The organism is Clostridium intestinale DSM 6191 (assembly GCF_900130055.1).
Lineage (GTDB): Bacteria > Bacillota > Clostridia > Clostridiales > Clostridiaceae > Clostridium_T > Clostridium_T intestinale.
The window spans coordinates 1-25535 of the sequence record NZ_FQXU01000011.1; the positions used below are offsets into that span (position 1 = coordinate 1).

The 25535-nt window shown below is 32.8% G+C and carries 44 protein-coding genes; 42 read left to right on the plus strand and 2 right to left on the minus strand.

Annotation, left to right across the window (positions count from 1 at the left end; translation table 11 throughout):
• The 40 genes from BUA92_RS16270 to cwlD all read left to right on the plus strand — a co-directional run.
• On the plus strand, positions 1-598 hold a 598-nt coding region (locus tag BUA92_RS16270; protein ID WP_242950185.1), incomplete at its 5' end, for an EF-Tu C-terminal domain-related protein.
• Between the two features lie 397 nt (positions 599-995).
• A complete protein-coding gene (gene rpsJ, locus BUA92_RS16275; protein ID WP_021800153.1) occupies positions 996-1304 on the plus strand; it encodes a 30S ribosomal protein S10 in 309 nt (102 codons plus the stop codon).
• A gap of 87 nt (positions 1305-1391) precedes the next feature.
• Positions 1392-2021 (plus strand): 50S ribosomal protein L3, encoded by a 630-nt coding sequence (rplC, locus tag BUA92_RS16280; RefSeq protein WP_021800154.1) that lies wholly within the window; start codon positions 1392-1394, stop codon positions 2019-2021.
• Between the two features lie 23 nt (positions 2022-2044).
• A complete protein-coding gene (rplD, locus tag BUA92_RS16285; protein WP_021800155.1) occupies positions 2045-2665 on the plus strand; it encodes a 50S ribosomal protein L4 in 621 nt (206 codons plus the stop codon).
• Positions 2665-2964, plus strand: coding sequence for a 50S ribosomal protein L23 (gene rplW, locus BUA92_RS16290; RefSeq protein WP_073021322.1), 300 nt, complete (start codon positions 2665-2667; stop codon positions 2962-2964). The genes rplD and rplW overlap by 1 nt, the downstream gene beginning before the upstream one ends.
• Before the next feature lie 56 nt (positions 2965-3020).
• Entirely contained in the window at positions 3021-3854 is an 834-nt protein-coding gene (gene rplB / locus BUA92_RS16295; protein ID WP_021800157.1) for a 50S ribosomal protein L2, read from the plus strand.
• Between the two features lie 67 nt (positions 3855-3921).
• Entirely contained in the window at positions 3922-4203 is a 282-nt protein-coding gene (rpsS, locus tag BUA92_RS16300) for a 30S ribosomal protein S19 (RefSeq protein WP_021800158.1), read from the plus strand.
• A gap of 23 nt (positions 4204-4226) precedes the next feature.
• Positions 4227-4562 carry a 50S ribosomal protein L22 gene (rplV, locus tag BUA92_RS16305; RefSeq protein WP_021800159.1) on the plus strand — a complete coding sequence of 112 codons (336 nt, stop codon included), beginning with the start codon at positions 4227-4229 and terminating at the stop codon, positions 4560-4562.
• 18 nt (positions 4563-4580) lie between these two features.
• A complete protein-coding gene (gene rpsC, locus BUA92_RS16310; protein ID WP_073021324.1) occupies positions 4581-5246 on the plus strand; it encodes a 30S ribosomal protein S3 in 666 nt (221 codons plus the stop codon).
• Between the two features lie 21 nt (positions 5247-5267).
• Positions 5268-5702, plus strand: coding sequence for a 50S ribosomal protein L16 (gene rplP, locus BUA92_RS16315; protein ID WP_021800161.1), 435 nt, complete (start codon positions 5268-5270; stop codon positions 5700-5702).
• Complete coding sequence (gene rpmC, locus BUA92_RS16320; protein WP_021800162.1) at positions 5702-5914, plus strand: 50S ribosomal protein L29; 213 nt, start codon at positions 5702-5704, stop codon at positions 5912-5914. The genes rplP and rpmC overlap by 1 nt, the downstream gene beginning before the upstream one ends.
• A 30-nt stretch (positions 5915-5944) precedes the next feature.
• The gene (gene rpsQ, locus BUA92_RS16325; RefSeq protein WP_021800163.1) at positions 5945-6199 is read left to right on the plus strand and encodes a 30S ribosomal protein S17; all 255 of its coding nucleotides are present in this window, start codon (positions 5945-5947) and stop codon (positions 6197-6199) included.
• 31 nt (positions 6200-6230) lie between these two features.
• On the plus strand, positions 6231-6599 hold the full coding sequence (gene rplN / locus BUA92_RS16330; protein WP_021800164.1) for a 50S ribosomal protein L14: 369 nt from the start codon (positions 6231-6233) through the stop codon (positions 6597-6599).
• Positions 6600-6619: 20 nt separating this feature from the next.
• A complete protein-coding gene (gene rplX, locus BUA92_RS16335) occupies positions 6620-6934 on the plus strand; it encodes a 50S ribosomal protein L24 (RefSeq protein WP_021800165.1) in 315 nt (104 codons plus the stop codon).
• A 22-nt stretch (positions 6935-6956) separates the two neighbouring features.
• Positions 6957-7499 carry a 50S ribosomal protein L5 gene (gene rplE / locus BUA92_RS16340; protein ID WP_073021327.1) on the plus strand — a complete coding sequence of 181 codons (543 nt, stop codon included), beginning with the start codon at positions 6957-6959 and terminating at the stop codon, positions 7497-7499.
• A gap of 15 nt (positions 7500-7514) precedes the next feature.
• Positions 7515-7700: a type Z 30S ribosomal protein S14 gene (locus BUA92_RS16345; protein WP_021800167.1), complete on the plus strand. Its 186-nt coding sequence runs from the start codon at positions 7515-7517 to the stop codon at positions 7698-7700.
• 31 nt (positions 7701-7731) lie between these two features.
• The gene (gene rpsH / locus BUA92_RS16350) at positions 7732-8130 is read left to right on the plus strand and encodes a 30S ribosomal protein S8 (protein ID WP_073021328.1); all 399 of its coding nucleotides are present in this window, start codon (positions 7732-7734) and stop codon (positions 8128-8130) included.
• 72 nt (positions 8131-8202) lie between these two features.
• Entirely contained in the window at positions 8203-8745 is a 543-nt protein-coding gene (gene rplF / locus BUA92_RS16355) for a 50S ribosomal protein L6 (RefSeq protein WP_021800169.1), read from the plus strand.
• 18 nt (positions 8746-8763) lie between these two features.
• Positions 8764-9126, plus strand: a complete 363-nt coding sequence (gene rplR, locus BUA92_RS16360; RefSeq protein WP_021800170.1) for a 50S ribosomal protein L18 — start codon at positions 8764-8766, stop codon at positions 9124-9126.
• Positions 9127-9145: 19 nt separating this feature from the next.
• Positions 9146-9643 carry a 30S ribosomal protein S5 gene (gene rpsE / locus BUA92_RS16365; RefSeq protein ID WP_021800171.1) on the plus strand — a complete coding sequence of 166 codons (498 nt, stop codon included), beginning with the start codon at positions 9146-9148 and terminating at the stop codon, positions 9641-9643.
• A 13-nt stretch (positions 9644-9656) separates the two neighbouring features.
• Positions 9657-9836, plus strand: coding sequence for a 50S ribosomal protein L30 (rpmD, locus tag BUA92_RS16370; protein WP_021800172.1), 180 nt, complete (start codon positions 9657-9659; stop codon positions 9834-9836).
• Between the two features lie 20 nt (positions 9837-9856).
• Entirely contained in the window at positions 9857-10297 is a 441-nt protein-coding gene (gene rplO / locus BUA92_RS16375; RefSeq protein WP_021800173.1) for a 50S ribosomal protein L15, read from the plus strand.
• Position 10298: 1 nt separating this feature from the next.
• On the plus strand, positions 10299-11579 hold the full coding sequence (gene secY, locus BUA92_RS16380) for a preprotein translocase subunit SecY (protein ID WP_073021331.1): 1281 nt from the start codon (positions 10299-10301) through the stop codon (positions 11577-11579).
• 23 nt (positions 11580-11602) lie between these two features.
• Positions 11603-12250 (plus strand): adenylate kinase, encoded by a 648-nt coding sequence (locus BUA92_RS16385; RefSeq protein WP_073021333.1) that lies wholly within the window; start codon positions 11603-11605, stop codon positions 12248-12250.
• Between the two features lie 2 nt (positions 12251-12252).
• Positions 12253-13002 carry a type I methionyl aminopeptidase gene (gene map / locus BUA92_RS16390; RefSeq protein WP_073021336.1) on the plus strand — a complete coding sequence of 250 codons (750 nt, stop codon included), beginning with the start codon at positions 12253-12255 and terminating at the stop codon, positions 13000-13002.
• An 85-nt stretch (positions 13003-13087) separates the two neighbouring features.
• Positions 13088-13369: an RNA-binding protein gene (locus tag BUA92_RS16395; RefSeq protein WP_073021338.1), complete on the plus strand. Its 282-nt coding sequence runs from the start codon at positions 13088-13090 to the stop codon at positions 13367-13369.
• A gap of 7 nt (positions 13370-13376) precedes the next feature.
• Entirely contained in the window at positions 13377-13595 is a 219-nt protein-coding gene (gene infA, locus BUA92_RS16400) for a translation initiation factor IF-1 (RefSeq protein ID WP_021800178.1), read from the plus strand.
• Positions 13596-13666: 71 nt separating this feature from the next.
• The gene (gene rpmJ / locus BUA92_RS16405; RefSeq protein ID WP_003448032.1) at positions 13667-13780 is read left to right on the plus strand and encodes a 50S ribosomal protein L36; all 114 of its coding nucleotides are present in this window, start codon (positions 13667-13669) and stop codon (positions 13778-13780) included.
• 209 nt (positions 13781-13989) lie between these two features.
• Positions 13990-14358, plus strand: a complete 369-nt coding sequence (gene rpsM / locus BUA92_RS16410) for a 30S ribosomal protein S13 (protein ID WP_021800179.1) — start codon at positions 13990-13992, stop codon at positions 14356-14358.
• Between the two features lie 15 nt (positions 14359-14373).
• A complete protein-coding gene (rpsK, locus tag BUA92_RS16415; protein ID WP_021800180.1) occupies positions 14374-14769 on the plus strand; it encodes a 30S ribosomal protein S11 in 396 nt (131 codons plus the stop codon).
• Between the two features lie 26 nt (positions 14770-14795).
• Positions 14796-15416, plus strand: a complete 621-nt coding sequence (gene rpsD, locus BUA92_RS16420) for a 30S ribosomal protein S4 (protein ID WP_073021340.1) — start codon at positions 14796-14798, stop codon at positions 15414-15416.
• Positions 15417-15516: 100 nt separating this feature from the next.
• Positions 15517-16464, plus strand: coding sequence for a DNA-directed RNA polymerase subunit alpha (locus BUA92_RS16425; RefSeq protein WP_021800182.1), 948 nt, complete (start codon positions 15517-15519; stop codon positions 16462-16464).
• Positions 16465-16476: 12 nt separating this feature from the next.
• On the plus strand, positions 16477-16818 hold the full coding sequence (gene rplQ, locus BUA92_RS16430) for a 50S ribosomal protein L17 (RefSeq protein ID WP_021800183.1): 342 nt from the start codon (positions 16477-16479) through the stop codon (positions 16816-16818).
• A gap of 119 nt (positions 16819-16937) precedes the next feature.
• The gene (locus tag BUA92_RS16435; protein WP_073021344.1) at positions 16938-17783 is read left to right on the plus strand and encodes an energy-coupling factor transporter ATPase; all 846 of its coding nucleotides are present in this window, start codon (positions 16938-16940) and stop codon (positions 17781-17783) included.
• Positions 17768-18622: an energy-coupling factor transporter ATPase gene (locus tag BUA92_RS16440; protein ID WP_073021346.1), complete on the plus strand. Its 855-nt coding sequence runs from the start codon at positions 17768-17770 to the stop codon at positions 18620-18622. Before BUA92_RS16435 ends, BUA92_RS16440 begins: the two co-directional genes overlap by 16 nt.
• Before the next feature lie 15 nt (positions 18623-18637).
• The gene (locus BUA92_RS16445) at positions 18638-19447 is read left to right on the plus strand and encodes an energy-coupling factor transporter transmembrane component T family protein (protein ID WP_073021349.1); all 810 of its coding nucleotides are present in this window, start codon (positions 18638-18640) and stop codon (positions 19445-19447) included.
• A gap of 11 nt (positions 19448-19458) precedes the next feature.
• A complete protein-coding gene (gene truA, locus BUA92_RS16450) occupies positions 19459-20193 on the plus strand; it encodes a tRNA pseudouridine(38-40) synthase TruA (protein ID WP_073021352.1) in 735 nt (244 codons plus the stop codon).
• 161 nt (positions 20194-20354) lie between these two features.
• Complete coding sequence (rplM, locus tag BUA92_RS16455) at positions 20355-20789, plus strand: 50S ribosomal protein L13 (protein WP_021800188.1); 435 nt, start codon at positions 20355-20357, stop codon at positions 20787-20789.
• A gap of 25 nt (positions 20790-20814) precedes the next feature.
• Positions 20815-21207, plus strand: coding sequence for a 30S ribosomal protein S9 (gene rpsI, locus BUA92_RS16460; protein ID WP_073021355.1), 393 nt, complete (start codon positions 20815-20817; stop codon positions 21205-21207).
• Positions 21208-21386: 179 nt separating this feature from the next.
• Positions 21387-22055 (plus strand): N-acetylmuramoyl-L-alanine amidase CwlD, encoded by a 669-nt coding sequence (gene cwlD / locus BUA92_RS16465; protein WP_073021357.1) that lies wholly within the window; start codon positions 21387-21389, stop codon positions 22053-22055.
• Positions 22056-22106: 51 nt separating this feature from the next.
• Here the strand turns inward: cwlD and BUA92_RS16470 are convergent, their stop codons facing one another.
• The gene (locus BUA92_RS16470; protein WP_073021359.1) at positions 22107-22904 is read right to left on the minus strand and encodes a hypothetical protein; all 798 of its coding nucleotides are present in this window, start codon (positions 22902-22904) and stop codon (positions 22107-22109) included.
• Between the two features lie 105 nt (positions 22905-23009).
• On the opposite strand from BUA92_RS16470, the gene BUA92_RS16475 reads away from it, so the two are divergent.
• Together BUA92_RS16475 and BUA92_RS16480 are read left to right on the plus strand one after the other, a co-directional pair.
• Complete coding sequence (locus tag BUA92_RS16475) at positions 23010-23852, plus strand: fumarate hydratase (protein ID WP_073021362.1); 843 nt, start codon at positions 23010-23012, stop codon at positions 23850-23852.
• 13 nt (positions 23853-23865) lie between these two features.
• Positions 23866-24423 (plus strand): Fe-S-containing hydro-lyase, encoded by a 558-nt coding sequence (locus BUA92_RS16480; RefSeq protein ID WP_073021364.1) that lies wholly within the window; start codon positions 23866-23868, stop codon positions 24421-24423.
• A gap of 48 nt (positions 24424-24471) precedes the next feature.
• Here BUA92_RS16480 and BUA92_RS16485 read toward each other — a convergent pair whose 3' ends face one another.
• Positions 24472-25329: a YitT family protein gene (locus tag BUA92_RS16485; protein ID WP_073021367.1), complete on the minus strand. Its 858-nt coding sequence runs from the start codon at positions 25327-25329 to the stop codon at positions 24472-24474.
• Between the last annotated feature and the right edge of the window lie 206 nt (positions 25330-25535).

Here is a 25535-nt window from a genome sequence, read left to right on the forward strand (position 1 = left end):
TAGCTATATCCCAACACCAGAAAGAGCAACAGATAAACCATTCTTAATGCCAGTAGAAGATGTATTCACAATTACTGGTAGAGGAACAGTTGCGACTGGAAGAGTAGAAAGAGGAATACTACACGTAGGAGACGAAGCAGAAATCGTTGGACTAAGTGAAGATAGAAGAAAAGTAGTAGTAACAGGAATAGAAATGTTCAGAAAGTTACTAGATGAAGCACAAGCAGGAGATAATATAGGAGCATTATTAAGAGGGGTACAAAGAACAGATATCGAAAGAGGTCAAGTGCTTTCAAAAACTGGATCAGTAAACCCACATAGTGCATTCGTAGGTCAAGTTTACGTATTAAAGAAAGAAGAAGGCGGAAGACATACACCATTCTTTGATGGATATAGACCACAATTCTATTTCAGAACAACAGACGTAACAGGATCAATCAAATTACCAGATGGAATGGAAATGGTAATGCCAGGAGACCACATAGATATGAATGTTGAATTAATAACAACAGTAGCTATGGATGAAGGATTAAGATTTGCTATAAGAGAAGGCGGAAGAACTGTAGGTTCTGGAGTTGTTACTACTATAGTTAAATAGTTTTAAAAAAAAGATATAAATAGCGCTAAAAAACAGTGATATCACAAAAAAAGGTAATAGGGGACGCCCTATTACTTTTTTTATAAAAAAGATTATTAACACTTATAAAATAATAGAATATGGGTTAGAATTTAAAAAGATAAATAGATAAAAATTAAGTTAAAAAAAACTTGCTAAGGAAATAGTTATATAGTATAATAAAGAAGTTGCAAAGCATACAGCGATGATTCAAGAGGTTGCCGGACTTCCGGGTAATTCTTGTTGAGCACGTTAGAATCTAGAATTCGACGACAGTTGTGTTTGTTTGTGTTTAAAGGTTGGATACACCTGGGACAGTTTACATTAATACGGCTGGTGTGCGTTAGAAGTAAAGCGTACATGAAAAGGAGGGAATAAGATGTCAAAACAAAAAATCAGAATAAGATTAAAAGCGTTTGATCACACAATATTAGATCAATCAGCTGAAAAAATTGTTGAAACTGCAAAAGCTACAGGAGCTAAGGTAGCAGGTCCAATACCACTACCAACTGAAAAAGATGTGATTACAGTATTAAGAGCCGTTCATAAGTACAAAGATTCTAGAGAACAGTTCGAAATAAGAACTCACAAGAGACTAATTGATATAGTTAATCCATCACCAAAAACTGTTGATGCATTAATGAGATTGAATCTTCCAGCTGGTGTTGATATAGAAATAAAACTATAGAAGATTTAATAAAAAATTAACAATTTAAATTAATAGACTATTATGATTGCAGATGCAATCCGCTAATATGTTTAGGAGGTGTAGTAAATGAAAAAAGCTATAATCGGAAAGAAAATAGGTATGACACAAATTTTCGATGCTAATGGCAAAGTAGTTCCAGTAACAGTTGTAGAAGCTGGTCCATGTGTAGTGGTACAAAAGAAAACAACTGAAAAAGATGGATATGAAGCTATTCAAGTTGGATTTGGTGATATAAGAGAAAAGTTAGTTAATAAACCTAGAAAAGGACATTTCGCAAAAGCCAATGTAGCTTTAAAGAGAACTTTAAAAGAGTTCAGATTAGAAGACATTAGCAGCTACGAAATAGGTCAAGAAATAAAGGTTGACATATTTGAAGCTGGAGATAAAGTGGATGTTTCTGGGGTTTCTAAAGGTAAGGGATTCCAAGGAACAATAAAAAGATGGAATGCAAGCAGAGGACCTATGTCACATGGATCTAAATTCCATAGAGCAGTAGGTTCAATGGGAGCGTCATCTGATCCATCAAGAACTTTCAAAAACAAAAGAATGCCAGGACATATGGGAGCAGAAAAAACTACTGTGTTAAATTTAGAAGTAGTTAAAATAATGCCTGAAAAGAACCTAATATTAATAAAGGGTGGTATCCCAGGTCCAAACAAAGCAACAGTAGTTATAAGAAACGCTGTTAAAGCTTAATTCACTAGAAAGGAGGAAGCAGGATGCCTACAGTAGGATTGTTCAATAAAGAAGGTCAAAAAGTTGGAGATTTTCAACTAAATGAAAATGTGTTCGGAGTTGAAATTAATGAAGCAGCACTTCATCAAGTAGTTGTTGCACTATTAGCTAACAAAAGACAAGGAACACAATCAGCTAAAACAAGAGCTGAAGTAAGAGGAGGCGGAATTAAGCCTTGGAGACAAAAAGGAACTGGTAGAGCAAGACAAGGTTCTATAAGAGCACCACAATGGATACATGGTGGAGTTGTATTTGCACCAAAACCAAGAGACTATAAAGTTTCAGTTCCAAAAACTATGAGAAGAGTTGCTATGAAATCAGCATTATCAAGTAAGGTAGCTGAAAATGAATTAATAGTTTTAGAAAGCTTAGAATTAGCAGCTCCAAAGACTAAAGATGTTGTTAATATTTTAAAAGCATTCGAAGCTAAGAAAACTTTAATAGTAACTGCTGAATCAAACGAAAATGTTTATAAATCAGCAAGAAACATTCAAGGTGTAGCTGTTTTACCAGTTAACAATATAAATGTTTATGACTTGTTAAAGTATGAAAAAGTATTAATTACTAAGGATGCTGTAACTAAGATTGAGGAGGTGTACGCATAATGAAATTAACTAGCCATGATATTATAAGAAAACCTGTTATAACTGAAAAAAGTATGGCAGAAATGGCAGATAGAAAATACACCTTCATAGTTCATACATCAGCAAATAAAGTTCAAATAAAAAGAGCTATTGAAGAAGTTTTTGGCGTAAAAGTTGAAGATGTCAATACTATGAATATTGAAGGAAAAACTAAAAGAGTTGGCGTTCACGTAGGAAAGAGAGCTAGCTATAAGAAGGCAACTATTAAGTTGGCAGAAGATAGCAAAGGAATAGAATTCTTCGAAGGAATGCTACAATAACAAAGCGTATTATTGGCTAAGAAGCCAGAGAAGCTACAGTAAGGAGGGAATTTTAAATGGCAGTTAAGAAGTTTAACCCTACTACCCCATCAAGAAGAGAGATGACTATGTCAACATTTGATGAAATAACAACAAATGTACCTGAGAAATCACTTCTTGTATCTTTAACTAAGACTGGTGGTAGAAATGCTCAAGGTAAAATAACTGTAAGACACCATGGTGGTGGCGCTAAGAGAAAATATAGAATAATAGATTTTAAAAGAAATAAGGATGGTATTCCTGCAAAAGTTGCAACTATAGAATACGATCCAAACAGAACAGCTTATATAGCATTAGTTGTATACGCTGATGGGGAGAAGAGATACATATTAGCTCCAGTTGGATTAAAAGTTGGAGATGTAGTAGTATCAGGACCTAACTCTGATATCAAGCCAGGTAACACACTTGCTCTAAAGGATATGCCAGTTGGTACAATTGTACACAATATAGAATTACAAGCAGGTAAAGGTGGTCAATTAGTTAGATCAGCAGGAGCTTCAGCTCAGTTAATGGCTAAAGAAGGAAACTATGCAACACTTAGATTACCTTCAGGTGAAATGAGATACGTTAGAATAGAGTGTAGAGCTACTATCGGTACAGTATCAAATACAACTAATAATATAGTTAATTTAGGAAAAGCTGGTAGAAAGAGACACATGGGATGGAGACCTACAGTAAGAGGATCTGTCATGAACCCTAATGACCATCCACACGGTGGTGGTGAAGGTAAATCACCAGTTGGTAGACCAAGTCCAGTTACTCCATGGGGTAAACCAGCACTTGGATACAAAACAAGAAAACACAAGAAGTACTCAGATAGATTCATCATCAAGAGAAGAAATAGCAAATAGTATGAAGAGAATATATATTTCTCTTCATAGTCTGCAAGCATAAAGGTTAATGAAGGGAGGATTTCAAGTGAGTAGATCAATTAAAAAGGGACCTTTTATAAAAGATAGTCTTTTAAAGAAAATAGAAGAAATGAATGCAAGTGGAGATAAGAAAGTAGTAAAGACATGGTCAAGAACTTCAACAATATTTCCACAAATGATTGGTCACACTATAGCTGTACATGATGGAAGAAAACATGTTCCAGTTTATGTATCAGAAGATATGGTTGGACACAAACTAGGAGAATTCGCTTTAACTAGAACTTATAAAGGTCACGTGAACACAGAAAAGTCATCAAAGAGAAAGTAGTAGCCTAGAAAGGAGGATCATCAATGGAAGCTAGAGCTATAGCTAAGTATATAAGAATGTCTCCTTTGAAAGTAGGAGTAGTTCTTAACTTAATAAGAGGAAAGAATGTTAATGAAGCTTTCGCAATATTACAATATACTCCAAAAGACGCTGCAGTTGTTATAAACAAAGTGTTGAAATCAGCTGTTGCTAATGCAGAGAATAATTTAAACTTAGATTTAAGTAAATTATATGTTGCAGAAGCTCACGTAGGTCAAGGTCCTACATTAAAGAGATTTAGACCACATGCTCAAGGTAGAGCGTTCAGAATTAATAAAAGAACTAGCCACATAACTGTAGTAGTTAAAGAAAGAGCATAGTAGAAGGAGGGAAATAGATTGGGTCAAAAAGTACATCCTCATGGACTTAGAGTTGGTGTAATCAAAGGTTGGGACGCAAAATGGTATGCTAATAAAAAGAATTTTGCAGATAACCTTGTTGAAGATAACCAAATAAGAGAATTTGTAAAGAAGAAACTATACTCAGCTGGTATATCAAAGATTGAAATTGAAAGATATACTAATAGAGTTAAGCTAAATATATCTACTGCTAAACCAGGTGTTGTTATTGGTAGAGGCGGATCAGGAATAGAAGCATTAAAAAGAGATTTAGAAAAATTCGTTACTGAAAAAAATATATTAATAAACATAGTAGAAATCAAAAACTCTGAAGTTGAAGCACAATTAATGGCTGAGAATGTAGCAGCTCAATTAGAAAAGAGAATATCTTTTAGAAGAGCTATGAAACAAACAATTCAAAGAGCTATGAGATCAAGTGTTAAGGGAGTTAAGATTGCATGTTCAGGTAGATTAGGCGGAGCTGAAATCGCAAGAACAGAGCACTATCATGAAGGAACTATACCACTACAAACTTTAAGAGCTGATATTGATTATGGATTTGCTGAAGCAGATACAACATATGGAAAAATTGGAGTTAAAGTGTGGGTATACAACGGAGAAATTCTTCCAACTAAGAAAGTGGAAAAGGAAGAAATTAACGCGTAATAAGGAAAGGAGGAATACGTCATGTTAATGCCTAAAAGAGTAAAACATCGTAAGGTACAACGTGGTAGAATGAAAGGGAAAGCTACTAGAGGTAATTTCCTTGCATATGGAGATTTCGGTATTCAAGCTACATCTTGCGGATGGATAACAAGCAATCAAATAGAGTCTGCCAGAATCGCAATTAATAGATACATTAGAAGAGGAGGAAAACTTTGGATAAAGATTTTCCCAGATAAGCCAGTTACTGAAAAACCAGCTGAAACAAGAATGGGTTCCGGTAAAGGATCACCAGAGTATTGGGTAGCGGTTGTTAAGCCAGGCAGAGTATTGTTCGAACTATCAGGAGTTCAAGAAGAAGTTGCTAGAGAAGCAATGAGACTTGCTCAGCATAAACTTCCTGTAAAGAGTAAGTTCGTTACAAGAAGAGATTTTGAGGAAATGGGTGGTGAAGAATAATGAAGGCTAATGATTTAAAAGAGTTAAGATCAAGCAATCCTCAAGATTTAAAGGTTAAGTTAGGTGACCTTAAGGCTGAATTATTCAACTTAAGATTCCAATTAGCTACAGGACAGTTAGAAAACCCAATGAGAATTAGAGAAGTTAAGAAATCAATTGCCCAAATTAAGACTATCATCAGAGAAGAAGAATTAAAGGCGATTGAGCAGTAATTTCGATAGGCTGAAAGGAGGTAAGTCCCAGTGGAAAGAGGATTAAGAAAAAAGAGAATTGGTAGAGTCGTTTCAGATAAAATGGATAAGACAATTGTAGTTGCTGTTGAGACTAAGGTTAGACACCCATTATACGGAAAAACTGTTAACAGAACTACTAAATTTAAAGCTCATGATGAAAATAATGAAGCTAAATTAAATGATAGAGTATTAATAATGGAAACTAGACCATTATCAAAAGATAAGAGATGGAGACTAGTTGAGATCATCGAGAGAGCGAAGTAGTCTTTCGTAAGATTGAAAGGAGGTTAATTATATGATACAACAACAAACCTTACTAAAAGTTGGAGACAATTCTGGTGCGAAAGAAATTATGTGTATCAGAGTTTTAGGTGGATCCAAGAGAAAGTACGGAAATATTGGAGATATAATCGTTGCTTCAGTTAAAAGTGCAACACCAGGTGGAGTTGTTAAAAAGGGTGACGTTGTAAAAGCAGTTATAGTAAGATCAGTAAGAGGATTAAGAAGAGCTGATGGGTCATATATAAAATTTGACGAGAATGCAGCTGTTATTATAAAAGATGATAAGCAACCAAGAGGAACTCGTATCTTCGGACCAGTTGCTAGGGAGCTAAGAGATAAAGAATTTAATAAAATATTATCATTAGCACCAGAAGTTCTATAATAGAGTAGGAGGTGGCTAAGGTGAAGGTACACGTAAGAAAGAACGACACAGTTATAGTTATATCAGGACAAGATTCAGGAAAAACTGGCGAAGTTTTAAAAGTAATACCTAAGAGCGGTAAAGTTATCGTTAAAGGCGTTAATATAGTAAGTAAGCACCAAAAACCAAACAAAGAAAATATGCAAGGTGGTATAATCAAAAAGGAAGCTGCAATATACAGCTCAAAAGTAATGTTATACTGTACTAAATGCAAAAATGCTACAAGAATAGCAAACAAAATCTTAGAAGATGGTTCTAAGGTAAGAGTATGTAAGAAGTGTGGAGAAACATTCTAGATCTGAAAGGAGGGTTCTTTAAATGGTACCTAGACTACATGAAAAATATGAAAAAGAAGTAGTTCAAGCGATGATCGAGAAGTTCGGATATAAGAACGTCATGGAAGTACCAAAGCTTGAAAAAATCGTAATAAATATGGGAGTTGGAGAGGCTAAAGAAAACCAAAAGGTTTTAGAATCAGCAGTTAATGATTTAACATTGATTTCAGGACAAAAGCCAATCTTAACTAGATCAAAGAAATCAGTTGCGAACTTTAAAATAAGAGAAAATATGCCTTTAGGTTGCAAAGTAACATTAAGAAGAGCAAAAATGTTTGAATTTGCAGATAGATTAATGTCTACAGCACTTCCTAGAGTTAGAGACTTTAGAGGAGTTTCTGCTAATTCTTTTGATGGCAGAGGAAACTACGCTTTAGGAATTAAAGAACAATTAATATTCCCAGAAATCGAGTATGACAAAATTGATAAAGTTAGAGGGATGGATATTATCTTCGTTACAAGTGCAAATACTGACGAAGAAGCAAGAGAATTGTTAAGATTTCTTGGTATGCCATTCGCTCAATAATAAGGAGGGGATATCGTGGCACGTAAAGCAATGATCGAAAAGTGGAAAAAAGAACCTAAATATTCAACAAGAGCGTACACTAGATGCAGAATATGTGGAAGACCACATGCGGTGCTAAAGAAATTTGGTATCTGCAGAATTTGCTTCAGAGAACTTGCTTATAAGGGTCAAATTCCTGGATGCAAAAAGGCAAGCTGGTAATATCTAATGTAGTGAAAGGAGGCACAATTCAATGGTTATGACAGATCCAATTGCAGATTTGCTAACACGTATAAGAAATGCAAATGCTGTAAGACACGAAACAGTAGAGATTCCTTCTTCAAATGTAAAGAAGGCTTTAGCTAATATATTACTACAAGAAGGTTATGTTAAAGAAATAGAAGAATATAACGACGGTGTAGTACCTATGTTAAGAATAGCGCTTAAATACGGTGCTAATAAGGAAAGAGTAATAACTGGTCTTAAGAGAATATCTAAACCAGGATTAAGAGTTTACTGTAAAAAAGATGAAGTACCTAAAGTACTTAATGGTTTAGGCGTTGCTGTTATATCAACTTCTAAAGGAGTTATAGTAGATAGAGAAGCTAGAAACCAAGGTTTAGGCGGAGAAGTTATCTGCTACGTATGGTAATTTTCAGATTGAAAAATATCTATAAAGTTTTAATATAGAAATGTTCTAAAATGGAATACAGGAGGTGCAATTATGTCAAGAGTAGGTAGATTACCAATAGCTATTCCTGCTGGAACTACTGTTACAGTAACACCAGAGAACGTTGTTACTGTAAAAGGAGCTAAAGGTGAGTTAGTAAAAACTATGCACAAAGACATAAAAATAGCAGTTGAAGACAATCAAGTTGTTGTAACAAGACCAAGCGACAACAAAGATCATAGAGCTCTTCACGGATTAACAAGAGCACTTATAAATAATATGGTTACTGGAGTTTCTCAAGGGTATGCAAAGACTCTTGAACTAGTAGGCGTAGGTTATAGAGCTCAAATTCAAGGAACAAAATTAGTTATGAATCTTGGATATTCTCATCCAGTAGAAATAGAACCAATTACAGGGGTTACTTTCAAAACTGATGGAACTACTAAGGTTATAGTTGAAGGTATAGACAAAGAAAAAGTTGGGGCTGCTGCTGCTGACATTAGATCATGGAGAGAGCCAGAGCCATATAAAGGCAAAGGTATTAAGTACTCTAATGAAGTTATTAGACGTAAAGAAGGTAAAACTGGTAAGAAATAATAGAAAGGAGTGAGACTTATGTTCAAAAAGGTAGACAGAAAACAATCAAGAGAGAAACGTCACCTAAGAGTTCGTAAGAAAATATTTGGGACTCCTGAAAGACCAAGATTATGTGTTTTCAGAAGTGATAAAAATATATATGCTCAAATCATAGATGATGTTAACGCTGTAACACTTGTTGCTGCTTCAAGTTTAGATAAAGACTTCGATGGAAAAGCAGGAAGCAACAAAGAAGCTGCTAGAATAGTTGGAACTGCAGTTGCAAAGAAAGCTATTGAAAAAGGAATTTCAGATGTGGTATTTGACAGAGGTGGATACATATACCATGGAAGAATTCAAGAGTTAGCTGAAGGTGCAAGAGAAGCAGGCCTTAAATTCTAAAAAACAAGGAGGGAAATAAATGAGAATCGATCCTAGCACACTAGACCTTAAAGAAAAGGTTGTTTTCATAAACAGAGTAACTAAGGTTGTTAAGGGTGGTAGAAACTTCAGATTCAGCGCTTTAGTCGTTGTAGGTGACGAAAACGGACACGTAGGCGTTGGAATGGGAAAATCAGTTGAAATACCTGAAGCAATCAGAAAAGGAATTGAAGACGCAAAGAAAAATTTAGTAGAAGTTGCTATGGTTGGAACAACTGTTCCACATCAAATATATGGAAAATTCGGTACTGGTAATGTTCTAATAATGCCAGCTACAGAAGGTACAGGAGTTATCGCTGGAGGTCCAGCTAGAGCTGTTCTTGAATTAGCAGGACTAAAAGATGTTAGAGCTAAGTCATTAGGTTCTAATAACCCAAGAAACATGGTTAACGCTACAATTAATGGATTAGCAAGCTTAAGAACTGCAGAAGATATTGCAAAATTAAGAGGCAAATCTGTTGAAGAAATACTAGGTTAGGAGGGGAATTGCTATGGCTAAACTAAAAGTAACATTAGTTAAGAGCTTAATCGGTAGAAAAAAAGATCATATCGCTACTGCAAATGCCCTTGGACTAAAGAAAATAGGTAAATCAGTAGAACATGAGGTTAATCCTCAAATCAACGGTATGATAAACAAAGTAAGCTACTTATTAAAAGTTGAAGAAGTTTAAAACGAGGAGGTGTAAGTAGCATGAAACTTCATGAGTTAAAACCAGCAGCAGGAAGCAAAAAAGCTCCTAAAAGAGTCGGTAGAGGTACTGGATCAGGATTAGGAAGAAATGCTGGTAAAGGTGAAAAGGGACAAAATTCTAGAACTGGTGGTGGAGTAAGACCTGGATTTGAAGGAGGTCAAATGCCACTATATAGAAGACTTCCCAAAAGAGGTTTTACTAATATATTTGCTAAAGAATACATTTCTATAAATGTTGATAGATTAAATATATTTGAAAATGGAACTGAAATCACTCCAGAAGTTTTACTTGAAACTAGAGTAATAAGTAAAATCAGAGACGGAGTTAAGATATTAGGAAATGGAAACTTAGAAAAGAGCCTAACTGTAAAAGGATGTAAATTCTCTAAGTCTGCAATAGAAAAGATAGAAGCAGCTGGAGGAAAAGTTGAGGTGATCTAATATGCTATCAACCCTACGTAATGCCTGGAAGGTTCCAGATTTAAGAAAAAAGTTATTATGGACAGTTTTATTTGTTGCAATTTACAGGATGGGAAGTCATATTCCTGTTCCTGGAATTGATACTGAGTATCTTAAAACTCTTACTGAATCTGGAAATAATTTATGGAGCTTCTATGATTTAATGTCTGGTGGTGCTTTAAGTAGATTTAGCATACTAGCATTAGGAGTTGTTCCATATATTAACTCATCAATAATAATGCAATTACTTACTATAGCTATTCCACCTTTAGAGCAATTATCTAAAGAAGGGGAAGAAGGACGTAAGAAGATTCAAAATATAACAAGATATGCATCGATTTTATTTGGTGTAATTACAGCCTACGGTACTTATGTATTAATGTATAATCAAGGTGGTATACGTGAATCAGGTTTTGCATTCATATATCTTATTATACTAACTTTAACTGTAGGATCAGCTTTCTGTATGTGGTTAGGTGATCAAATAACTGTAAAAGGAATAGGAAATGGTATATCATTGATAATATTTATTAACATAGTATCAAGAATACCAAATACTATAGCATCAATAGCAGCATTAAAGAATATGGATCAGGTAGATATAATTCAAATAGCTTTATTTGCAGTTTTTGTTGTTTTACTTTTAGCAGTAGTAATATATTTATCACTAGCAGAAAGAAGAGTAACTGTTCAGTATGCTAGTAAAGCTGTTGGTAATAGAGTAGCTAAAGGTCAATCAACCCATATTCCATTAAGTTTAATTGGTTCAGCGGTTATTGCAATAATATTTGCTATGTCAGTTATGCAATTTCCTAAGACTATTGCACAACTTTTCCCAGATAAAGACTGGGCAAAATGGATAACGGGAAGTACATACAGTGTATTTAATGAAAAAACTTGGATGTATCCAGTAATTTATGCTGTATTGACAATATTCTTTACTTGGTTTTATACTCAAATAACATTTAAGCCAGATGAAATGGCTGAAAATATGAATAAATCAGCAGGTTTTATACCTGGAATTAGACCAGGTAAACCAACTGAAAAGTATTTAGAAAATATTTTAACAAAAGTTTCAATCTTTGGTGGCATATTTGCTGCAATATTAGCGATCACTCCAATAATAATAGAAAATAACACTCAATTTAAGGGTATTTCATTTGGAGGAACTTCACTATTGATCTTAGTTGGTGTTGCATTAGATGTAATGCGAACTCTTGAGTCTCAATTAGTTGTGCGCCACTATCAAGGATTCCTTAAATAAAGTACAAAATGGAGATGGTGTCGGTGAAAGTTGTTTTATTTGGTCCGCCAGGGGCAGGAAAAGGAACACAAGCAAAATCAATTTGTAATAGATACTCCATACCTCATATATCAACTGGGGATATTTTTAGAAAGAACATTTCTGAAAATACACCATTGGGAATTGAGGCAAAGAAATATATTGACAATGGTCAATTAGTTCCGGATGAAGTAACTATTAATATGGTTAAAGATAGATTACAAGCAGAAGATTGTAGAATGGGTTATCTACTAGATGGATTTCCAAGAACAGTACATCAAGCTAATGCACTGGAGGAATTTTTAGATGATAGAAAAGAATCTTTGGATACTGCTCTATTAATTCAAGTTCCTAGTGAGTTCATACTAGAAAGAATGACTGGAAGAAGAGTATGCCCTTCATGTGGAGCAAGTTATCATGTTAAATTTAATCCAACAAAGATTGAATCAAAATGTGATGTTTGTGGATCCGACATCATTCAAAGAAAAGATGATTCGGAAGAAACAGTTAAAGAAAGATTAGCTGTATATGAAAGACAGACTCAACCACTTATAGAGTACTATAAGGAGAAAGATTTACTTTCAGTTGTTGATGGCACAAAAGCAATCAATGAGGTCTTTGAAAGTATCTGTAAGATATTAGGAAGTGAGTAAATGTGATTATATTAAAAAATGATAAAGAAATCGACCTAATGAGAAAAGCAGGTAGAACCTTGGCAGAGGCCCTACTTTTAGTAGAATCAAAAGTCAAACCTGGTATTACTACTGCAGAGTTAGATAGAATAGCAGAAGAATTTATAACTAAGCAGGGAGGAAAGCCCTCCTTTAAAGGATTATATGGTTTTCCAAGTGCACTTTGTATCTCTATAAATGAACAGGTTGTCCATGGATTTCCGAGTTCGTATAAATTACAAGATGGAGATATTGTAAGTATTGATTGTGGGGTCTTTCTAGATGGATTCCATAGTGATGCTGCAAGAACTTTTCCTGTAGGAGAGATATCAGAAATATCTAAAAAGCTTATAGATGTTACTGAAAAAAGTTTTTTTAAAGGTATAGAAAAAGCTGTTGAAGGTAATAGATTAACAGATATATCTTATGAAATCCAAAGTTATGTTGAACAAAATGGATTTTCAGTTGTAAGAGATTATGTGGGTCATGGAATAGGGAAAGCTGTTCATGAAGATCCGGAAGTACCTAATTTTGGTAGACCAGGTAGAGGTCCAAGATTATCATCAGGTATGGTACTCGCTATAGAACCAATGGTTAATATTGGAACGTGGAGAGTGAAAACATTAGATGATGATTGGACTGTTGTAACAGCGGATGGCATGAAGTCAGCTCATTATGAAAACACTGTTGCTATATTACAAAATGGTCCTGAGATTTTAACACTAATTAAGTAATTAAGTGTTGCTTAGTTATAAATTCACAATTACCATAGAGGGATTTGTAGATTTATTACTAGGGTAATCATTGAGGTGAAATAAGTTGAATAAAAGCAACTTAATTGGAAAGTTAGTATTTTCAAAAGCTGGTAGAGATAAAAACAATCCCTATTTAATAGTGAACGTAATAGCTGAAGACTATGTTTACTTAGCAAATGGAAGTACAAAAAAGATAGAAATGCCTAAAAAGAAGAAAATAAAGCACTTGAATTTTACGGAAATCATAGATGAAGAACTAAAGAACTCTATTTTAAATAATGAGTATAATCTAGATTTAAAAATTAAGAATTTTATAAAATTTGAAGGCATTGATAAGGAGGTTTGATTACCTTATGTCAAAAGATGATGTAATAGAAATGCAAGGAACAGTTTTAGAGTCACTACCTAATGCTATGTTCCAAGTTGAACTAGAAAGTGGTCATAAAATATTAGCTCATATTTCAGGTAAACTAAGAATGAATTTCATAAGAATTCTGCCAGGAGATAAGGTTACTGTTGAATTATCTCAATATGATCTTACTAGAGGAAGAATTACTTGGAGAGCAAAATAGTAATATAGAATACTAATTAATATCTTGCGAATATTTTTTCAAGATTATAAGTAATACAAGGAGGGTTAGCGATGAAAGTAAGACCATCAGTTAAGCCTATTTGCGAAAAGTGCAAAATCATTAGAAGAAAAGGTAGAGTAATGGTTATTTGCGAAAACCCAAAGCACAAGCAAAAACAAGGCTAAAATAAATAAAATCCATAAAAATTTGATAGAATGGAATACAAATTTTATTGACTTTTTTTCCATTCTAAAATATCATTAGATAGGCATTTAATTAAGCATAAATAAATTTTAGGGCGGCTGACAGTGGTATTTCCATTGACCTGAGATTTTATTTATATATATTTACCACATTGAAAAGGGAATTTAATTACCAGGAGGTGTAAGTTTTAATGGCTAGAATAGCTGGTATAGATCTACCAAAAGAAAAAAGAGTTGAGATAGGTCTAACTTATATATACGGAATCGGTTTATCAACCGTACACAAAATATTAGCAGAAACTGGAGTAAATCCAGACACAAGAGTTAGAGATTTAAACGAAGACGAAGTTAACGCTATAAGAAATTTCATCAACAAGAATTTAGTTGTTGAAGGTGATTTAAGAAGAGAAATAGCACTTAACATAAAAAGATTAGTAGAAATTGGTTGCTATAGAGGAATGAGACATAGAAGAGGTCTTCCAGTAAGAGGACAAAGAACAAAAACAAATGCAAGAACTAGAAAAGGTCCAAAGAAAACTATTGCTAATAAGAAAAAATAGTAAGGAGGGAAGACAATGGTAGCAGCAAAAGTTAAGAAAACTAGAAGAAGAAAAGAAAGAAAAAATGTTGAACATGGAGCAGCTCACATTAAGTCAACTTTCAATAACTCTATCGTAACTTTAACTGATGCAGTTGGTAATGCATTATCATGGTCATCAGCGGGTGCGTTAGGATTTAGAGGGTCAAGAAAGAGTACTCCTTTTGCGGCTCAAATGGCAGCTGAAACAGCGGCTAAAACAGCTATGGAACACGGATTAAAAAGTGTTGAAGTATATGTAAAAGGTCCAGGATCAGGTAGAGAAGCTGCTATAAGAAGTTTACAAGCAGCAGGATTAGAAGTAACTTTAATTAAAGATGTTACTCCAATTCCACATAACGGATGTAGACCACCAAAAAGAAGAAGAGTGTAGTAGAAACATCATAGGAGGTGTAATTAATGGCAAGATATACTGGAGCATCATGTAGATTGTGCAGAAGAGAAGGCGCTAAGCTATTTCTTAAAGGAGATAGATGCTATACAGATAAATGTGCTTTCGTGAGAAGAAGCTACGCACCAGGACAACATGGAGCTAGTAAAAAGAAGCTTTCTAACTACGGAATGCAGTTAAGAGAAAAGCAAAAAGCTAAAAGAATTTATGGAGTACTTGAAAAACAATTTTCTAAGTACTATGAAAAAGCAGATAAGATGAGAGGCATAACAGGTGAAAACCTACTTATGTTACTAGAAATGAGACTAGATAACGCAGTATTCAGATTAGGATACGGTGCATCTAGAACTGAGGCTAGACAATTAGTTAATCACGGACATTTCTTAGTTAACGGTAAAAAAGTTGATATTGCTTCATATAAAGTAAGTGTTAACGACGTTATCTCTGTATCTGAAAAAAGCAGAGGAACTGAAAAGTTCAAAGTATTTGCTGAAAATCCAAAAACATTACCAAAATGGATAATGTCAACACCTGAAAACTTTGAAGGTAAAATAATTGCTATGCCAGCAAGAGAAGACATTGATACTGCAATCAATGAAACTCTTATCGTTGAGTTATACAGCAAGTAATAATATGTTATTTGCGAGGGGGTTATACTCTCCTTTGCAAATATTGAATCAGTTGCCCTCATAATAAGGTTGCCACATTATAAAAAGGAGGGTTTTGCGCATGTTAGAAATAGAAAAACCAATAATTGAATGTATAGAACAAAGTGAAGATGGTACTTATGGGAAATTCGTAGTTGAACCATTAGAAAGAGGTTATGGAATTACTCTGGGAAATGCGTTAAGAAGAATACTTCTTTCATCATTACCTGGTGTAGCTACTACTTCTGTTAAAATTGATGGAGTACTACATGAGTTTTCTACTGTTACTGGTGTTAAGGAGGATGTTACTGAACTTATCCTTAATATAAAAGGGTTAGCTCTTAGAATGAATGGAGAAGGACCAAAGGTTATTTACATTGATTCTAAAGGACCTGGAGTAGTAACAGGTGCAGATATTAAAACAGATGGAGACGTTGAAGTAGTTAATAAAGATATGCATATAGCTACTTTAGACGAAAATGGAAGATTATATATGGAGCTTACTGTTAACAGAGGTAGAGGATATGTGACTCAAAATAAAAATAAGTCAGATTCATTACCATTAAGCGCTATAGCAGTAGATTCAATCTATACTCCTGTAAAAAGAGTAAACTTTACAGTTGAAAATACAAGAGTAGGTCAAATTACTGACTATGATAAGTTAGCATTAGAAATATGGACTAATGGAACAATCAAGATAGATGAAGCTATAAGTCTTTCAGCCAAAATTTTAATTGAACACTTCAAACTTTTCATGTCACTTACAGATAATACAAATGACATGGAGATAATGATTGAAAAAGAAGAAGATAAAAAAGAAAAAGTCCTTGAGATGACTATTGAAGAGCTTGATCTTTCAGTTAGATCATATAACTGTTTAAAGAGAGCAGGTATAAATACTGTTCAAGAGCTTGCATTGAGATCAATGGATGATATGATGAAAGTAAGAAACTTAGGTAAAAAATCTCTCGAAGAAGTTGAGAGAAAACTTAAGGAATTAGGCTTAGGTTTAAGACTAAGTGACGAGTAAGGAGGTAGAATCATGGCAGGATATCGTAAGTTAGGTCGTCCAACAGACCAAAGAAGAGCTATGCTAAGAAACCTTGTTACAAGCTTCTTAAAGCATGGTAAAATAGAAACTACAGATACAAGAGCAAAAGAAGCAAGAAGTCTTGCTGAAAAGATGATTACTTTAGCTAAAAGAGGAGATCTTCACGCTAGAAGACAAGTATTATCTTTTGTTACTGAAGAAGCTGTAGTTAAAAGATTATTTGAAGAAATTGCTCCTAAATATACTGAGAGAAATGGTGGATACACTAGAATGTTCAAAGTTGGTCCTAGAAGAGGAGACGGAGCAGAAGTAGTTATACTTGAGTTAGTATAATATAGAGGGGATTAAGTATATACTTAGTCCCCATTTTATCATACTTAGATATAATTATTATAAAGTATATATTCAATTATAGATTTTATAATAATTATATAACTAAGGGGGCGAATAGCATGGAAGACAAAATCATTAAATGTGAAGATATTAGTTTTAAATATTTTTCGCACGAAAATGGAGAAGAACATTACGCATTAAATGGTGTGAACCTAGAAGTTACAAGAGGAGAATTTTTAGTAGTACTTGGTCATAATGGATCAGGAAAATCTACTATTGCAAAACATATAAATGCTTTATTATTACCCACTGAGGGGGCAATATATGTTAAAGGTTTGAATACTAAAGATAAAGATAATTTATGGGAAGTTAGAAAAACCGCAGGAATGGTTTTTCAAAATCCAGATAATCAATTAGTTGCAACTATAGTTGAGGAAGATGTAGCATTTGGTCCTGAAAATTTAGGGGTCGAGTCTAAGGAAATAAGAGCTAGAGTAGATGAAGCGCTTAAAAAAGTTGGAATGTATGAATATAGAAGGCATGCACCTCACCTATTGTCAGGGGGACAAAAACAAAGAATCGCTATAGCTGGGATATTAGCTATGCAACCAGAGTGCATAATATTTGATGAGCCTACTGCTATGTTAGACCCATCAGGTAGAAAAGAAGTTATGAATACCATAAGAGAAATAAATAAAAACTTAGGAATTACCATAGTGCTTATAACACATTATATGGATGAGGCTGCTCAAGGAGATAGAGTTATAGTTATGGAACAAGGTAAAATTGTTCTAGAAGGAAATCCAAGAGAAGTGTTTTCAAAAGTTAAGACAATGAAGGAAATAGGACTTGATGTTCCTCAGGTTACGGAATTAGCTTATGAACTTCAAAAAGAAGGTATAAATATTAGTACCGAAATATTAAATGTAGATGAGATGGTGAATGCATTATGTCAATTAAAGTAAACAAATTAACTCATATATATATGCCTAAGACACCTTTTGAGAAAAAGGCACTAAATAATGTATCTGTTGATATAGAACAAGGTGAATTTGTGGCATTAATTGGTCATACAGGCTCAGGTAAGTCAACATTAATCCAACATCTAAATGGATTATTGGAAGCCAGTTCTGGGGAAATAATAGTAGATGGAACTAATATCACTGCGAAGGGCGCTAAGCTAAGTGAAATAAGAAAAAAAGTAGGGTTAGTGTTCCAATATCCTGAATATCAATTATTTGAAGAAACTATAGAAAAAGATATTGCATTTGGGCCTAGGAACTTAGCATTAAGTGAAGAAGAAATACATAAAAGAGTAATCAAGGCCATGAATATGGTTGGACTCGATTATGAGATTTATAAAGATAAATCTCCATTTGAGTTAAGTGGTGGACAAAAACGTAGAGTTGCTATAGCAGGTGTAGTTGCAATGGAACCTAAGGTTTTGATATTAGATGAACCTACAGCAGGATTAGACCCTAAGGGAAGAGATGAGATATTAGTACAGATTCAAAAGTTACACAAAGAATATGGAATGACTATAGTATTAGTATCTCATAGTATGGAGGACGTAGCCAAAGTTGCTAATAGAGTTATAGTAATGAATTCGGGTGAAATTATATTAGATGGAGAGCCTAAAGAAGTATTTAAGGAAAGTGAAGTACTAGAGAGTGTTGGATTAGCAGTTCCTCAGGTAACTTACTTAATAAAGGCATTGATAGAAAAAGGTTTTAAAGTAGATAAAGATATATTTACAATTGACCAAGCTAAGGAAGATCTTATTAAGATTTTAAGGAAGAACTAGGGGAGGGATTTTAAAATGATAAAAGATATAACTATTGGGCAATACGTTCCTGGAGATTCCTTCATACATAAATTGGATCCTAGGACAAAAATAATATCTGCAATATTATTTATTGTGTCGTTATTTATAATAAATGAATTTATTGGTTATATTTTTGTAGTGGCATTTATAGCATCTGCAATAATTAGTTCTAAAGTATCTCCTAGGTTCTACTTTAAGGGAATTAAACCTGTCATGACTTTAATAATAATAACTGCTATACTGAATATTTTTATGATAAAAGGAACAAGCGATACACTTTTATTTAGTTGGAAGTTTATAAAAGTATATGAAGAGGGAATTAATATAGCTATATTTATGACATTAAGACTATTATTCTTAATAATAGGAACATCTATATTAACCTTAACTACATCACCTATAGAGCTTACAGATGCTTTAGAAAGGCTGCTAAAACCTTTAGGGGTAATAGGGATTAGTTCACATGAAGTAGCTATGATGATGACTATTGCTTTAAGATTTATACCAACCTTAATAGATGAAACTGATAAGATTATGAAAGCACAAAAAGCAAGAGGCGCTGATTTTGATGGTGGAAATATATTTCAGAAAGCTAAGAGTCTTATACCATTATTAGTTCCTTTATTTATAAGTTCATTTAAGAGAGCTGATGAGTTAGCGATGGCAATGGAAGCTAGATGCTATAGAGGTGGAGATGGTAGAACTAGGATGAAACAACTCAAATATACATCTATAGATACATTAGCTTACTTCATAGTAGCTATGTTAATTGTTATAAGTATTGGTGTAAGAGTTTTATTATAAGGTGAAACTGAATGAGAAATATTAAGCTTAAGCTTGAATACGATGGTACTCATTTTTGTGGGTGGCAGAAGCAAACAAATGGAAGAACAGTAGAAGCGGTATTACAGTTTGCTGTAGAAACTATAGTTAAGGAAGATATAAAGCTAATAGGATGTAGTAGAACGGATTCTGGGGTGCATGCAAAAGAATATGTGGTAGCATTTAAAACCAATAGTAAAATACCAGCTGAAAAATTTAAAGATGCTATTAATACAAAGCTTCCTAAGGATATAGTAGTACTTTGTTCAGAAGAGGTTTCAGAAGAATTTCATCCGAGATATCATACTAAAGGTAAAACTTATTGCTATACTATATTAAATTCTGAATTACCTAGAGCTATAGGTAAAGATTATGTATATCACTTTAAGTGGAAGCTAGATGTGGATAAGATATCTGACGCATCTAAATATTTTATAGGTACTCATGATTTTAATGCATTTAGATCTCTAGGTGGTTCTGTAAAGACAACGGTAAGAACAATATGGGATATTAAAGTAAAAAAAGATGAAGAAGTTATAAAAATTTATGTATCAGGTGATGGTTTTCTCTATAATATGGTAAGAATAATAGTAGGTACTTTAATACAAGTGGGAAGAAGTAAAATAGAACCATCAGAAATAGAAGATATAATTAATAAAAAGGATAGAAAAAATGCTGGGAAGTGTGCTCCAGCTACAGGTTTATGTTTAGAAAAAGTTTTTTATTAAAAAGTTAAAATAAAAGTGTTAAATTTATTGACACGCCCGTAAGCGTGTATTATAATGTTACTTGTTGTTATGATAGTTTGTGTATAAGATTCATAGTATTGGAATCTAAACATAAAGTTAGGACATAAATGTTTAAAATAGTAGTTCAGGGAGGGAAAATGATGAAATCATACATCGCTAAACCACAAGAAGTTGAAAGAAAATGGTATGTAGTTGATGCTGCTGGTAAACCACTTGGTAGAGTTGCTAGCCAAATAGCTTCAATATTAAGAGGAAAAAATAAACCAACATTTACACCAAATGTTGATTGTGGAGATTTCGTAATAGTTATAAATGCTGAGAAAGTTGTTTTAACTGGTAAGAAATTAGACCAAAAATTCTTAAGAAAACATAGTTTATATCCAGGTGGATTAAAAGAAACTCCATATAGAGAAGTTTTAGAAAAAAAACCTGAGTTTGCTTTTGAAGAAGCTGTAAGAAGAATGCTTCCAAAGGGAGTATTAGGAAGACAAATGTTAAAGAAACTTAAGGTTTACAGAGGAGAAGAACATAATCACGCTGCTCAACAACCAGAAGTACTAGAATTAAAGTACTAATACAGACTCGGGAGGAGGAAGAAAAATGGCAAAAGTTCAATACATGGGAACTGGAAGAAGAAAGAAATCAGTTGCAAGAGTAAGACTTGTACCAGGTGAAGGTAAAGTTATAGTAAATAAGAGAGAAATAGAAAACTATTTCGGATTAGAAACTCTAAGAGTTGTAGTTAACCAACCATTAGTTTTAACATCAACTAAAGAAAAATTTGATGTATTAGTTAATGTTCATGGTGGTGGTTTAACAGGTCAAGCAGGAGCAATCAGACATGGAATAACTAGAGCTTTATTAAAAGCTGATGAAGCTTTAAAGCCAGAGTTAAAGAAAGCTGGATTCCTAACTAGAGACCCAAGAATGAAGGAAAGAAAGAAATATGGTTTAAAGAAGGCAAGAAGAGCTCCTCAATTCTCAAAGAGATAGTATCTGCCTTTTTACAAGAGAGGTTTTACCTCTCTTTTTTTATTTGGGCAAAAAACTTAATTGAAAAATATTTTTATTAAAAATATAATTGGAGATTTTATATAATACTTAAAAATAGTATATATTATATAAAAATGAGAAAGCTACATAGTAGATTATTAAAGATGGAGGATTATAAAATGTTTAAAAGATATGTTGCATCCTTTTTGCTAGTAGCAAGTTTAATATTAAATCCTACAATAGCTAAAGCGGAGGAGACTAAGGAAAGAATAATACTTATAGATCCTGGTCATGGAGGTATAGATGGTGGAGGTCATTCAAAAGATGGTACTTTAGAAAAAGAGATTAATTTAGCTATAAGCCTTAAATTAAAAAAGGCTCTAGAGGATGAAGGATTTAAAGTGTTTAGTACTAGAGAGGAAGACAAAGGATTATATGATGAGAGCTTAAAGGTAAAACAAAAAAAAGTTCAAGATTTAAAAAAGAGATGTGAAATGAAAAAAGAAACCAATTGTGATATTTTTATAAGTATACATCAAAATATGTATGTACAGAGTGCAATAAATGGAGCACAAGTTTGGTACGCTTCAAATGAAAAGAGTAAAAGATTAGCGGAATTACTACAAGCTTCGCTAAAAGAAACATTAGAACAAAACAATAATAGAGTAGCTAAAGATTCTAAAGATGATTATAGAATCTTAAGAGATGGATTTGAGGGAGCAAGTGTAATAGTTGAATGTGGATTTTTATCAAATCCGACAGAATCAGAGTTATTAAAAGATGAAAAATATCAGGACAAAATAGTTAGTGCATTAGTTAAAGGAATAAAATCATATTATAAAGAGTAAATAATAATTTCCTGGGAAATTTAAAAGACCTATGTAGAACTAGGTCTTTTTTTAGCTTTCAATATTAGCATTAGCAGTGATTATTTTTATCTTATCAGAACATTTTATCCATATAGTATTACCTCTTAATAGAGAGAGATTAATTTCTTTAGAATTATTTATCATTTTTATATTATTTCCTTCTATATTAAGACGTTGTAGTTTTCCACCAGAAAAAAGTAATCCTTGATTAATACTGTCATTAGATGAGGAAGTAAATTCTATAAGTATATTGGTAAAAGCTAACGGTGTGTTAGAAGTTTTATGAACGTCTTTTACATTTTTAGAAAAATGATAATATTGACCTTGTTGAAAAATAAAACTTGTACTTATAGAATCACTAAAGGGTATAAAAATTGTATCAATATTTTCATTAAATTCATGTGAATCTAAATCAGGAGGATCAATAAAATCAATATAAGGTAAAGTTTCTAACGATATAGTAGAAATATTCTCAATAGATTCTTGAATAGGTATATGTTTATTGTAGAATATACCGTCATAACTTAAAGCATTAGATACAGCGTTATATGTTTCTATAACAATATCTGCTTTATTAATTCCATATAGTTCTGTTATATTTGAACTATTATAGCAAACTTTTAATAAATTATACGATGTATTAACATCTTGAATAACTTCACCTGTTATGGGAGAAACATTTATAGAATTAGGTGGTTGAGTAGTTTGATCTTTTACATCTTTTTTTAATAGATTTATATATGAATTATAGCTTACAAAAATTATAAGGAAACCTATTAATATATAAACAATAAAAGCAAAAAGTTTATCACTATCATTTTTTTTCATACTTAATCCTTTCGAAATATCTTTCTTTAAATTATAATTAACATTATTAAGTAATATTCCATAATATAAATTAAATTTAGATAGAATTTATTTGGGGAGGAAAATATGAAAGAAATAAGTACAAATGAAATAATTAATGGAGTAAAAAAAATATGTATAGAATCTAATTATTATTTAAGTAAAGACATATCAAAAAAACTAAAAAAAAGTAGGGAGGAAGAAACGTTTCCTATAGCAAAGCAAATGCTGGATAAAATTATAATTAATTCGGATATAGCAAGTAAAGAAAACATGCCAATGTGTCAGGACACAGGAATGGCAGTAATATTTGTTGAATTAGGTCAAGACATTCATATAGTTGGTGGGGGCTTAAAGGAGGCAATCAATGAAGGCGTCCGCCAAGGCTATAGTGAAGGATATTTGAGGAAATCAGTAGTAAAAGATCCATTAACAAGAGTAAATACTGGGGATAATACTCCAGCTGTCATACATATAGATGTAGTAGAGGGAGAAGAATTAAAGATAACAATAGCACCTAAGGGGTTTGGAGCAGAAAATATGAGTAGAATAAAAATGTTAAAACCATCAGATGGTGTTGAAGGAGTAAAGGAATTTGTGTTAGAAACAGTTAAAATTGCAGGTCCAAATCCATGTCCTCCTATAATTGTAGGTGTAGGAATAGGAGGGACTTTTGAAAAAGCAGCAGAATTGTCTAAAAAAGCTCTTTTAAGAAGCATTGAAGAGAGAAATAAGGATACCTATTATAGTGATTTAGAGTATGAATTAATTAGTAAAATAAATAAGCTAGGAATAGGTCCTCAAGGATTTGGGGGTAAAACAACTGCTTTGGGAGTGAATATAGAGACTTATCCTACTCATATAGCAGGACTTCCAGTGGCAGTTAATATAAGTTGCCATGCTACTAGGCATGCAGAGATAATTCTATAGGAGGATAACTGAGATGAATAAGAAAATAGAAACACCATTAACAATAGATAAAGTTAAAGAATTAAATGCAGGAGATGTTGTGTTACTATCAGGAGAAATATTTACGGCAAGAGATGCCGCACATAAAAGATTAGTTGAACTTGTTGATAAAAATGAAAAGCTTCCTTTAGAACTACAAGATGCAATAATATACTACGTTGGTCCAACTCCTCCTAAACCTGGAGAAGTGATTGGATCAGCAGGACCTACTACCAGTTATAGAATGGATTCTTATACACCGAAGCTTTTAGATCTAGGACTAAAGGGAATGATTGGCAAAGGATTAAGAGGAAAAGAAGTAATAGATTCAATGATTAAAAATAGATGTATATATTTTGGAGCTATTGGTGGTGCGGCTGCATTAATGGCTAAGTGTATCAAGAAGTCAGAGTTGATAGCCTATGAAGATTTAGGTGCAGAAGCTATTAGAAAACTTTGGGTAGAGGATATGCCTTTAGTAGTAGTGATAGATTCTCATGGAAATAATTTATACCAAATAGGACAAAAAGAATATTTAGAAACCATTAAGTAAAATATAAAATGAGGATGTTACTATAATTATAGTGACATCCTCATTAAACTATATATTATTAAATCCTTTTCCCCTAACTTCAGAGACATCTATTATAGTTATAAATGCTTTAGGGTCCATAAGCATTATACTATTCTTAAGGTAGATTAATTGTGAAAGTGTAACTATACAGTAAATCATTTTTTTCTTACTATGAGTATATTCACCTTCAGCTGGAAGGGAAGTTACACCTCTATGAACATCCTTAATAATAAATTTAATTATATCCTCTTCCTTTTCAGTTAAAATCATTAAAAGCTTTTTAGAACCAAAGCCTTTAAGGACCTTGTCTAATATTAAACTTTGTATGTAAATTGATATAACAGTATATAATGCTCTTGGGAGGCCAAAGAATATAGCTCCAATAACAACTATTATCATATTTAGAGAAAAACCAAGTTTACCTATATCAAAATTATTAAAGTTTTTTCTAACAAGCATAGTAATTATATCCATACCGCCTGTTGATCCATTTCTAGCAAATACAATACTATATCCAAGCCCACATAACACACCGCCATATATACAATAAACTAAAATATCATCAACATTAACGTATATAGGGAGTTTTTCAGTTAACAATAAAGCGATAGATAATGAAAGCATTCCTATTGCTGAGTAAAATGTAAATTGACGACTTAATTTAATATAGCTAACGATAAAAAGTGGAAAGTTAATTAGAAATACTGAGTAACCAGCTTTAAAGCCTGTTAGGTATTGAAGGATTAAAGCTAGACCTGTAGCTCCCCCACTTAGAAGCTTAGCTTGGGCTAAAAACATATTAATGCCTATGGATGCTATAATGCAACCTATAAAAATAAGTATAATGTCTAAGAAAAGAGTTTTTCTATCATTTAAAAAGTCCATAAGATTCTCCTGTAAGTGAAATATTCAGATTTATTATAGTAATAAAACATAAAATAAACAAATAAGATTTATGATGAAAAATACCGTTATATCCAAATAATTTGATATAATTAAATTATGCGCAGATTATCTATAAAACTTTACTTGCATATTTTAAGAAATTTTTAATAAAAACTTGCAAAATATTTATGAAATTTTTATTAATA